The following is a 10,836-nucleotide window of genomic DNA, read 5'->3' as shown; positions in this document are numbered from 1 at the left end:
GTATCTATTCCATCAAAAACATTTTTATTGACTGGAAAATCACCTTTTAAAAATTCTAAATATTCAGTTTGACTTCCACGTGTTCCGGTACTTCCAAACCCTTGCGATTGATGTTGACTTCTACTTAACGAAGCTATTTCACTATTTGATAATCCTTTATTCACATAATAAGTCCCAATATCAACACTTAACATATTTGTCTTATCAGCTTTGTCAAAATTTTCTTGACTTCCATAAAACCACCACGACGTATTAAAAAGCAATCGTTTTGGTTTCCAAATAGCATCGTTTTTTAAATGAGTTTTATAAGATTCTTCTGAAGCCAAGCCAAATGCCTCATCACTTAACATTGCCGAAGAAGTATGATGACCGTGTGTAGTTCCAGGCGTTCTGTGATTAAAACGGTTGATAATTACATCAGGTTTAAATTTTCTTATTACTGCAACAATATCTTTTAACACTTCCTCTTTATTCCAAATTTCTAATGTCTCATCTGGATGTTTTGAATAACCAAAATCATTAGCTCGAGTAAAAAATTGCTGTCCACCATCAATTCTTCTAGCTGCCAATAATTCTTGAGTTCTAATTACACCCAACAATTCTCTTAATTCTGGACCAATTAAATTTTGTCCACCATCACCTCTCGTTAAGCTTAAATAAGCTGTTTGTGCTTTTACATCATTAGAAAAATAAGAAATTAAACGCGTATTTTCATCATCAGGATGTGCAGCTAGATATAAAACTGTTCCTAAAAAATTAAGTTTTTGAATTGATTGATAAATATCGCCAGAAGTAGGTTTTTTAGGTGACTGAGCAACTACAATAAATGAACAAGAGAGAGATAAGAATACAGCTGAAAGTAGTTTCTTCATATAAAATTTGATTGTTTTAGTGGTAAAACAAATATAAAATTAAAATAACTACTTCAAATTTCTACACTACTAATTAACATAATTATAACTTTTAAAATAGTCTAATTAGTGCTTAAAATTTAGATATTTAAGCCAATAAAAAACTGTTGATAAAAATCTTTTTTATAACAACATTTTTAGAATATATTTGTAATTCATTCCATTAAAAAAATAATAAATGAAACGAGCATGCTAAATTCTATCTTTCCAAAGCGAATGATTTTAAGCGAACTGCATGTGACCTTTAAAAAAAATAAAAAATAAACACATGAAATTTATAGTATCAAGCAGCCAATTATTAAAACAACTTCAAGTTTTAGGTGGCGTTATCAACAATAGTAATACACTTCCTATTTTAGATAATTTTTTATTCGAATTAAATCAAAACGAATTAAAAATTTCGGCTTCGGATTTAGAAACCACTATGATTACAACTATTAATGTTGAATCTGACTCTGAAGGTTCTGTTGCAGTTTCTGCACGTTTATTATTAGATACTTTAAAAACATTACCAAACCAGCCACTAACATTTAAAACTGAAGACAATAATATTGAAATTAGTTCAAGTCAAGGTAAATATGATATGGCTTATTTTGATGGAAGCGAATTTCCTAAAGCTGTTTCAATTGAATCTCCAAGTAACACAGTAATACCTGGTGCAATTTTAGCTACAGCAATTTCAAAAACTATATTTGCAACCGGAAATGATGATTTAAGACCTGTAATGAGCGGTGTTTTCTTTCAGTTTGCAACAGATAGTTTAACTTTTGTTGCTACAGATGCTCATAAATTAGTGAAATATGCAAGAACTGATGTTTTTGCAAATGAAGCTGCTGAATTTATTATGCCTAAAAAACCTTTAACTTTATTAAAAGGAATTTTAGCAGGTTCAGATAGTGATGTAACTATTGAATATAATGATGCAAATGCAAAATTTACGTTTGATAATGTAGTGTTAGTTTGTAGATTAATTGATGGTAAATACCCTAATTATGAAGCTGTAATTCCAAAGGAAAACCCAAATAAGTTAACTGTTGATAGAGGTACATTTTTAAACTCAGTAAAACGTGTATCAATTTTCTCAAGTAAAACTACACACCAAATTCGTTTAAAAATGGCAGGAACTGAATTAAATATTTCTGCTGAAGATGTTGATTACTCTAACAAAGCTGAAGAACGTTTAGTTTGTGAATACCAAGGAGACGATTTACAAATTGGTTTTAACTCTCGTTTTTTATCTGAAATGTTAAGCAATTTAACTTCAAATGAAATTTTAATTGAAATGTCATTACCAAACAGAGCCGGAATTTTAACTCCAATTGATGGTGTTGAAGAAGGTGAATATATTACAATGCTAGTAATGCCTGTGATGTTAAATAGCTAAAATGCTATAAAATATATAAATTAAAATCCGCTACTGCGGATTTTTTTGTATCATTGTTTTAAATTTATTTTATGAATTTTTTAGCACATTTATACCTTTCAAAAAACAATAACAATATTCTTATTGGAAATTTTATTGCTGATGCTGTAAAAGGAAATAAATTTAAAAACTACCCTACTGAAATTAAAGCTGGTATTTTATTGCACAGAGAAATTGATAATTATACTGATACTCACTCAACTGTAAGAAAAAGTAAACGTCGTTTACATGAACGTTACAACCATTATGATGGTGTAATTATTGATATTTTATACGATCACTATTTAGCTAAAAATTGGTCTAATTACTCTGAAATTCCATTAAATGTATATGCAAAAAATGTGTATTCATTTTTAGATAAAAACGTGGATCTTTTTCCTGCTAAAATTCAAAAAATTCTTCCTTACATGATTCAATATAATTGGTTAGAAGCTTACGCTTCAATTGAAGGTATTGAACAAATTTTAAAAGGAATGAACAAACGTACCAAAGGAATTTCAAAAATGGATTTGGCCATTGAAGATTTAAAATTATATTACAACGAGCTGGAAGATGATTTCACTTCCTTTTTTAAAGATTTAGAACAATTCACTGAAGAAAAAACAACATTATTACTTTCAATATGAAAAAACTTATTCCAATAATTACTTTGATATTTTTATTTGTTCAATGCAAAGAAAATTCAACAAAAAACACTCAAAATAATAAAATACTTGGATTTGTAGCTGACAGTGCTATGGTTGTAAGTGCACGCGAAGAAGCCTCAAAAATAGGAGTCGCAATTTTACAAAAAGGCGGAAATGCTTTTGACGCTATGGTTGCAACTGAATTAGCTTTATGTGTCGCTTACCCGTTTGCTGGAAATATTGGAGGTGGTGGTTTTATGGTTTATAGAACAAATGATGGTAAAACTGGTGCGTTAGATTATAGAGAAAAGGCACCTTTAGCAGCTTCAAAAAATATGTATTTAGATGAAAACGGTGATGTTATAAAAGGTAAAAGTACACTTGGATCTATGGCTATTGGAATACCAGGAACTGTTGATGGCTTGTTTAAAGTGCATGAAAAATTTGGAACATTACCAATTTCTGAATTAATTCAGCCTGTAATTGATTTAGCAAATAAAGGTGTTATTGTAACAAAAAAGCAAGAAGATAGATTAGCAAAATACAGACATTTCTTCTCTGAAGTTAACGACACTCAAATTATTTTAGATGCCGAATGGAAAGAAGGTGACACCATAAAATATCTAAACTTAGCTAAAACTTTAGAACGAATTAGAGATAATGGAAGAGATGGTTTTTACAAAGGTAAAACTGCTGAAATGTTGGTAAATTATGTGCAAAAAATAGGCGGTATTATTACCAAAAAAGATTTAGATAACTATGAAGCAAAATGGCGTACACCAATTGAATTTACTTATAAAGATTTAAAAATCACATCTATGTCTCCTCCGTCTAGCGGTGGAATTTGTGATGCTCAAATATTTAAAGCTTTAGAACCTTATGACATTTCAACTTACGGACATAATTCTGTGAAATCAATTCAATTAATTGCTGAAGCTGAAAGAAGAGCTTTTGCTGATAGATCATTTTATTTAGGCGATCCTGATTTTGTACAAATACCTATTGACACATTAATTTCAGCAAGTTACGTTCAAAAAAGAATGGAAGATTTTTCTTGGGATAAAGCAACATTATCTTCAAGCATTTCACATGGAAATATTGCAGGTTATGAAAGTGACGAAACTACGCACTACTCTATTATTGATAGCTACGGAAATGCAATTTCTGCTACCACAACTTTAAATGGTGCTTATGGCTCAAAAGTATATGTTTCTGAAGGTGGATTTATGCTAAACAATGAAATGGACGATTTTAGTTCAAAACCTGGAGAACCAAATATGTTTGGTTTAATTGGTGCTGAAGCAAATTCTATTGAACCTGGAAAACGTATGTTAAGCTCAATGACGCCTACAATTGTAGAAAAAAATAATAAACTATTTATGGCAGTTGGATCACCTGGAGGTTCTACAATTATTACTAGTGTAATGCAAACTATTTTAAACGTATATGAGTTTAATTTTGGAATGCAAGAAGCTGTAGATGCTCCAAGGTTTCACCACCAATGGCTACCAGATGTTGTTACTTTAGAACCTAAAGGTTTTGACAGTATTTTAGTTGAAAAATTAAAAGCAAAAGGCTATAAAATAAATCAAGAAAACTCTAGAATACTTGGAAAAGTAGATGCTATTTTAGTATTACCTAACGGGCAATTAGAAGGTGGAGCAGATTATAGAGGAGATGATAAAGCAGCTGGATTTTAATTATATTTACATATAAAATACGCTTATGAATTCAAATACTATTACCAACGGAATACTAAAAGCTATAGCTATTATTATAGGCGTTTTAATACTACTTTATTTTTTATTTAGTGTTCAAACAATTATAATCTATATCGCAATCGCTGCCGTTATTTCTCTAATTGGAAGTCCTATTATTCGTTTTTTAAAACGGAAATTAAAATTTCCAAATACATTGGCTGTAATTTCAACCATGTTTTTATTTTTAGGGATTTTAAGCGGACTAATAAGTATGTTTATTCCGTTAATTGTTAAGCAAGGTGAAAATTTATCATTATTAAACATTGACCAACTTCAATCTAATATTCAAAATTTATTAAATCAGATAAACGATTATTTTTTAGCCCGTGACATTGATATTTTAAACGAATTAAAACATGCCGATTTATTTAAAAATGTAACAGCCATTCCAAACCTATTAAATTCGATTATTGGAACTGTTGGAAATATTAGTATTGGATTATTTTCAGTAATTTTTATCACGTTCTTTTTTATGAAAGACACACATATTATGGAAAATTCTATTTATGTAATGGTAAGTGATAAAAGTGAAAATAAATTAAAAAAATCGTTAACCACTATTAACAATTTATTGTCTAGATATTTTATTGGTTTGGTTTTTCAAATAACAATATTATTTATAATTTACACATTAACATTGGTTATTTTTGGGATTGAAAATGCAGTGGTTATTGCATTTTTGTGTGCATTACTTAATTTAATTCCCTATGTTGGACCACTAATTGGAGGCTTTATTATGTTATTTTTAAGTATGAGTAGTAACCTTGGTCAAGATTTTCAAACTGAAATTTTACCAACTACTATCTATGTAATGATTGGTTACATAATTGCTCAATTAATAGATAATTTTTTAAGTCAGCCATTAATTTTCTCAAACAGTGTAAAATCGCACCCGCTTGAAATATTTTTAATAATTATGATTGGTGGTGTATTATTTGGAGTTACAGGAATGATAGTTGCTGTACCAACTTATACCGCTATAAAAGTGATTTTAAAAGCATTTCTATCAGACAATAAAATTGTTAAATCATTAACTAAAGATTTATAATTTTAATTTAATTACTACTATTAAAATTACTCTAAACTTGTTAAAATTTGTTTATAATTTCTATTGTTTGGAGCTAAATTAATAAGTAATTTACATGTTTGTTTAGCTTGGTTAGAGAGGTTTAAATTTAACTGCCCAATCAACTTTACATATAATAATTTTTCTGAATTTGGTGCTAGCTTCAACCCTTCATTAATAATGCTAATAGCTTTTTTGTTTTCACCTTCTTTTTGTAAGATTAAAGCATAATTATAAAAGGCGGTTAGGTTTACGGGTTCTTTTTTACAAGCAGCATCTAAAAATTGAATTGCCTTTTTTATATTTCCTGTTTCGTTATATAACAAACCTAGCATATAATAGGAAGATCCAAATTCTGGTTCTTGTTCAATTACTTTTAAATAGAGTTTCTCACACTCCTTAATATTGCCTTGTTGGTAATATAAGAATGCTAAATTCATACGAGACATATTGTAATAATTATCTATTTCAAGTGCTTTCCTATAAGCTTTAATTTCTAAAATAGTATCACCCTTTGTTTGGTGATAAAGTGCAATTTGATGTTGACCAGATGCAAAATCTGAATTCATATCCAATGCTTCTAAATATTCTTTATCAGCCTTCTTAAAATTAGTATGTAAGCCCATGTCTTCTCCAACCATATTAAAATACCGAGCAGCAGTAATTCTTACATTTCTAATAGAATCATTTAAAAGCGGAGCAATATTTTTAGAGTAATGATTATCAACTCCCAACTTTTCTATAGATGCAATCACTTCGCTTCTAACTAACGCTGATGAGTCTTTTAAATAAGCAATCAATTCTTCAATTTCTTTTTTTGAAGTAATTTGATATTGATTAATAGCTGTAGCTCTCGCAATATTTGGGTGCTTTTTATTTGTAAATACCTCTTTAAATCCAATATTATCTTCAAAATAACCTTTTAATAAATGGTCTGAAAAATGGTCAGTACGTTCACTTCCATAATTCTCTTTTACAAATTCACTAGCCCATTTGGCACTTTTATCTTTGTGGCAGGTATTACAAGCGTTTGGTACATTATACTTTACGGTTTGGTCTGGACGTGGCACTCTAAAACTATGATCTCTTCTAAAATCATTTCCCATATAAAATTTTCCGGGCATATGGCAATTAATACATTGAGCGCCTTCAGATTTTTCTTTATGAAAATGATGTTCAGCAGTATTATATTTTGGAACGTGACAATTTAAACAAAGGTCATTACCTGTCTTTTTAAGTTTTAATGAATGCACATCATGACAATCTTTACAAGAAATACCATTGTGATACATTTTACTTTGAATAAAGGAACCGTAAACGTAATCTTCATCTTTAATTTGACCATCTAACTCATAAATTGGATCAATTAATAAACTTGGACTGTAATGATCTAAAAACTCACTAGTATAATCAAACTTTTTTGTGAATTGCGATCTTCTAGAATGACATCTAGCGCATTTATCTACAACTTCTTTTGAAGTCATAAAGTTTGGCATCTCCATTTTTGGTGGTTTTTTCCCTTCAATTTTAGCTTCGTAAAAATTCACATGAGAACTTGAAGGTCCATGGCAAGCTTCACAACTTACATTTATTTCGCTATATGAAGTAGAATATACTTCAGTTTTACTATCGTAATTTTTCTCAAGATTAGTTGAATGACAATCGGCACACATGGTGTTCCATTTCATTGAAGCACCTGTCCAATGCAACCATTCATTATGTTTTATTTCTAAGTTAGGCTGTAAGTGAAACCATTTATTTTTAACTGAATCCCAAGCAGTTAATAAACATTGATACTCGCCATTTGGAAATTGAATAATATATTGTTGCAATGGTGTAAAACCAAATGTATATACTATTTTATAATCATAATATTTCCCATCTGGCCCTTCTGTATTCACATAAAAGTCATTCTCTTTTATAAAGAAATTACTTTTTACATTATTATGAGTAAAACTTACATTGTTGAAATTAGCTAAAATTGTAGTAGAATTTGCAATTTTCATTGCTTGGTCATGGTGTGAATTTTCCCAACTCTCAAACTCTTGTTCATGACAGTTTTTACAACTTTTATTACCTATAAAATTTGACTCTTCTGTAATATTATTTAGAGTACTATAAGTTTCTTTTTCTTTTGTAATACACGAGGTTATTAAAAATATTGAAAAAAGAGATATATAAATTGATTTAGAAAACAACGCATCCCTTTTTAAGATTTTATCCTTCTTCATAGTTCAAATTTACAGATTGTAAATCATTATTTCTTTATATAATTTGGTGAATTTTCAATTAAGATAAACTACCTGTATTAGTCAATCTTAAAGTTATTCCAAAAAAAAACACAAATTAAATATAGTTAAGCATATAAGTTAGGGCTAAAAATAAACAAAATATTTGTTATTTAAAATAAATAAACGTAAATTCGACATTTAAAAATAAATGTATATTTAACACTTATTAAATTTTTCTTGTAAATTAAAAATCACTTTTATGAAAAATCGTTTAATTATATTACTATTCCTTTTCTCTGTTTTAGGTATTAAAGCTGATAATATTAAGAAAGTATTGCTTGACTTTAATGTTGAAAGTTATACTCCTTTAGAGACTACTAACTTATTAATCTCAGAGAATATTTCTATTACTTTTAATTTAGATTTTGCACAACCAATTATTCAATATCCAGATGTATTGATAAATAAAGTATTAGCAAACGACTCTGGTTCTTGGGGAATAACATCTTCAAATACATTAACATTTACGCCTAATTCAGATTGGGCTTTAGGAAGTTTAATTTCCATTAAAATTAATAGTATACAATCTATTAATGGAGATGAATTTAATGGCGTTCAAAGTGAATTTGAATTTATTGTTGATTCTGGAAATGATTATGGAATTGAAGAAATCTTAATACCAACAATAGCAACTAGAGATAATAATGGAACACCACATAATATTCCTTTAAAATTGGTTTTACCAGTTGATAGAGTAAATCCGGTGCCAATTCACTTTTATGTGCATGGTGGAGGTTGGTTAGGCGGAACAGAAACCGACTCTTTTGCTCAAGTAGGACCACAAGCTAATTATTTAGCTAAACATTTAGGAGTAGCTACCATTGGAATAGCTTATCGTTGTTCAGGTTCTAATGGGACTTTTGCTCAAGCTATGGAAGATATTGAGTCAGCTTATCAATGGGTAATTGCAAATGCAGCAACATATAATTTAGATATAAATAATTCATTTTTTGAAGGAGGATCAGCAGGAACACCATTAGCTTCATTAACGGCTCAAATACATGCTGAAGTCAAAGCTTTTGTGGGTTTTAATGGAATATATAATTTTCAAGAAAATATAGGACCATTTGCATTGGGAAATGCTTATGAACAAGAAATTCCATCTACAGCTGCAAACTCAACTTTTTATAATTTAAGAACTACACCTCCAATAACTCTATTAATGCATGGAGATGCAGATACTACAATTGATTATACGCAAAGCACATTATTTGCGCAAAAAATAAATGATAATGGAGGTCAAGCTGAAGTAATTATATATCCAGGTGAAGAGCATGCTTTTTTTAATGCCGCAAAAGATGAGTTTGAAGATACGCTCTATGAATTTGCTAATTTTTTAAAAGAAAATGGATTTGCACAGCTTATAAATAATCCTGATGTTGATGGAGATGGAGTATTAAATACAGCTGATTTGTGCCCAGAAACTCCTGCAGGGGCAACAGTAGATAGTGATGGATGTATTGTATATCCAAATGCAGTAACAATTACAAGAGTTATAGACGGTGTATCTAATGCTGATTGCTCTGGAGCTGCAGCTGGAGGTAGACCTAAAATGATTGAAATGTATGTTAATGGAACGGTTAATTTCACAGGTTGGAATATAGAGGTACAAACTAATGGTGATGTTGGAGGTGTTTGGAATCAAACTATACTTTCAAGCTTAGGGGAATTAACAAATACATTCTTTTATATAATGCATGATGCTGCAGGCTCAAATAAGGTTGTGTTTGAAAACATGTACCCACCAGGCGCTTCTTTACCTCAAAAAATTATAAATATGTGGTTAACAGGAAACGACCCCGTTAGAATAACCGATAATAGCGGAATTGTAATAGATAAATTTGGAGATGGTAGTGATGTGAGTGCGACAGGTGATCATAATAACCCTTGGAATTATGCTGACGGAGTTGCAAAGCGAAATGATGGAAGTGAACCTAATGGAGGTGTTTTTACTGAAAGCAATTGGACTTTTATAAACTGGGCAAGCGACGGTTCTGTCACATGTACAGATATGGCAACAGACATTGAATTTGGTGACTTTTCTACTACAACTTTATCAGTAATAACAAAAAATATAACTGTACAATTAAATACTGATGGATTAGCAACAATAACAACAAATCAAATTGATAACAGTTCAACAGGTGCTGGGGGAATTGCAAGTTACTCATTAGATGTTACTAATTTTACATGTGAAGATACTGGAGAAAATACAGTTAATTTAACAGTTATAGATAATAAAGGCGGTAGCGCTTCAACTACTGCAATAGTTTTAATTGAGGATTCAATAGTTCCAACAGTTTTAACAAAAAACATTACCGTAGAATTAGACGCTGATGGTTTGGCAACAATAACAACTAATCAAATAGACAATGGAGCTACTGATAATTGCTCAATAGCATCATCATCTTTAGATATTACTAGTTTTACTTGTGCTAATATTGGTTCAAATACAGTTACATTAACTGTAAATGACGCAAATGGTAATAGCAATTCTAAAACAGCTACAGTTACAATTGCTGATTCTGAAGCACCAACAGTTTTAACACAAAACATTACGGTAGAGTTAGATGCTGATGGTTTGGCAACAATAACAACAAACCAAATAAATAATAGTTCTACTGATAATTGCTCAATAGCAACATCTTCTTTAGATATTACAAATTTTACTTGTGCTAATATTGGTCCAAATACAGTTAATTTAACAATAAATGATGTAAATGGTAATAGTAGTTCTGCTTCTGCTATAGTAACAATTG

7 protein-coding genes are annotated in these 10,836 nt (G+C 29.8%); 5 read left to right on the top strand and 2 right to left on the bottom strand.

The annotated features are described in order from the left end of the window. Positions 1–872: PIG-L family deacetylase (locus GQ540_RS08640; protein WP_291800087.1), on the bottom strand; the 872-nt coding region annotated here is incomplete at its 3' end. Between the two features lie 307 nt (positions 873–1,179). Here GQ540_RS08640 and dnaN point away from each other — a divergent pair. From dnaN to GQ540_RS08620, 4 genes are all read left to right on the top strand, one after another. After that, positions 1,180–2,295: a DNA polymerase III subunit beta gene (gene dnaN / locus GQ540_RS08635; RefSeq protein WP_291800085.1), complete on the top strand. Its 1,116-nt coding sequence runs from the start codon at positions 1,180–1,182 to the stop codon at positions 2,293–2,295. Between the two features lie 71 nt (positions 2,296–2,366). After that, entirely contained in the window at positions 2,367–2,960 is a 594-nt protein-coding gene (locus tag GQ540_RS08630; RefSeq protein WP_291800083.1) for an acyl carrier protein phosphodiesterase, read from the top strand. After that, a complete protein-coding gene (ggt, locus tag GQ540_RS08625) occupies positions 2,957–4,660 on the top strand; it encodes a gamma-glutamyltransferase (protein WP_291800081.1) in 1,704 nt (567 codons plus the stop codon). Before GQ540_RS08630 ends, ggt begins: the two co-directional genes overlap by 4 nt. A 25-nt stretch (positions 4,661–4,685) precedes the next feature. Continuing rightward, on the top strand, positions 4,686–5,768 hold the full coding sequence (locus GQ540_RS08620; protein WP_291800079.1) for an AI-2E family transporter: 1,083 nt from the start codon (positions 4,686–4,688) through the stop codon (positions 5,766–5,768). Positions 5,769–5,794: 26 nt separating this feature from the next. Here the strand turns inward: GQ540_RS08620 and GQ540_RS08615 are convergent, their stop codons facing one another. Then, on the bottom strand, positions 5,795–8,017 hold the full coding sequence (locus GQ540_RS08615) for a multiheme c-type cytochrome (RefSeq protein WP_291800077.1): 2,223 nt from the start codon (positions 8,015–8,017) through the stop codon (positions 5,795–5,797). Between the two features lie 259 nt (positions 8,018–8,276). On the opposite strand from GQ540_RS08615, the gene GQ540_RS08610 reads away from it, so the two are divergent. After that, the coding region (locus GQ540_RS08610) for an alpha/beta hydrolase (RefSeq protein ID WP_291800075.1) at positions 8,277–10,836 on the top strand (2,560 nt) is incomplete at its 3' end.

Source organism: Lutibacter sp. (genome assembly GCF_013139515.1).
Taxonomy (GTDB): Bacteria; Bacteroidota; Bacteroidia; order Flavobacteriales; family Flavobacteriaceae; genus Lutibacter.
The sequence above is the reverse complement of the archived record's forward strand: the minus strand, read 5'-3'. Positions and strand labels throughout refer to the sequence as shown.

Bases quoted from the DNA above. Each gene is read 5' to 3' on its own strand.
- dnaN (WP_291800085.1), top strand. From the start codon at position 1,180: ATGAAATTTATAGTATCAAGCAGCCAATTATTAAAACAACTTCAAGTT.
- GQ540_RS08630 (WP_291800083.1), top strand. From the start codon at position 2,367: ATGAATTTTTTAGCACATTTATACCTTTCAAAAAACAATAACAATATT.
- ggt (WP_291800081.1), top strand. From the start codon at position 2,957: ATGAAAAAACTTATTCCAATAATTACTTTGATATTTTTATTTGTTCAA.
- GQ540_RS08620 (WP_291800079.1), top strand. From the start codon at position 4,686: ATGAATTCAAATACTATTACCAACGGAATACTAAAAGCTATAGCTATT.
- GQ540_RS08615 (WP_291800077.1), bottom strand. From the start codon at position 8,017: ATGAAGAAGGATAAAATCTTAAAAAGGGATGCGTTGTTTTCTAAATCA.